The 628-nt window shown below is 45.7% G+C and carries 2 pseudogenes; both read right to left on the bottom strand.

Annotated elements, in window-relative coordinates:
- Window positions 1–183: pseudogene (locus BBG47_RS28340) on the bottom strand (sugar ABC transporter substrate-binding protein); the annotation flags it as partial.
- Between the two features lie 99 nt (window positions 184–282).
- Window positions 283–628, bottom strand: a pseudogene (locus BBG47_RS30285) (sugar ABC transporter substrate-binding protein); the annotation flags it as partial.

The raw sequence follows: 628 nt of genomic DNA, 5'->3' as shown, positions 1-628 counted from the left end.
AATTTGCGGATATTTCATATGAAAATACTTACCGTAATCTCGGTAGAAGGCATCCTCATCCTGATAAAGTACCTTGATTTTGCTAGGCTGCAATGGCTCCAGCACTTCCTTCTTGCCCATGCAACCGCTCATTAAGGAGACGATCGTCAACAGCAGAATTGCAACTTTCCATCTATGATGCATATTTTTCTAGCTCCTTTTTTTGATTAAACCTGTACGTAGTAGCGAACCCTTTGCTTCTTCTATTGTGAAATGTAAGCATAGATAGCTTGTGAAGCCTTTTTAAGGCTTCTTCTCCGCTGCTTCGCGCGCTTTTAGGAGTACCTCTTGCCCCTTGATCTCCAGCTCGGCTAACGCTTCGTCCACTGATTTCTTATTATCAATAACGGCTTGCATCTCTTCCTGCAGCGGCTTATCGAACAATCGGAAGAAGATATCTGGAACATGCTCATTCATCCATACCGTGTTCCCCTGCTTGACCTTCAGCAGATAGAATGCCTCCATGCTCTTGCCGTCGATCTCCTTTGCATAGCCAGTACGTGACGGGAGTGAGCCGTTTATTGTTCTTGAACGAGATTGGGCCATTTCCTCCCCATTCACGAACTTGACGAATTCCCAGGCTGCACGC

The organism is Paenibacillus sp. KS1, from assembly GCF_001680695.1.
Classification (GTDB): domain Bacteria; phylum Bacillota; class Bacilli; order Paenibacillales; family Paenibacillaceae; genus Paenibacillus_B; species Paenibacillus_B suaedae.
This window is presented reverse-complemented; position numbering and strand designations above follow the sequence as displayed.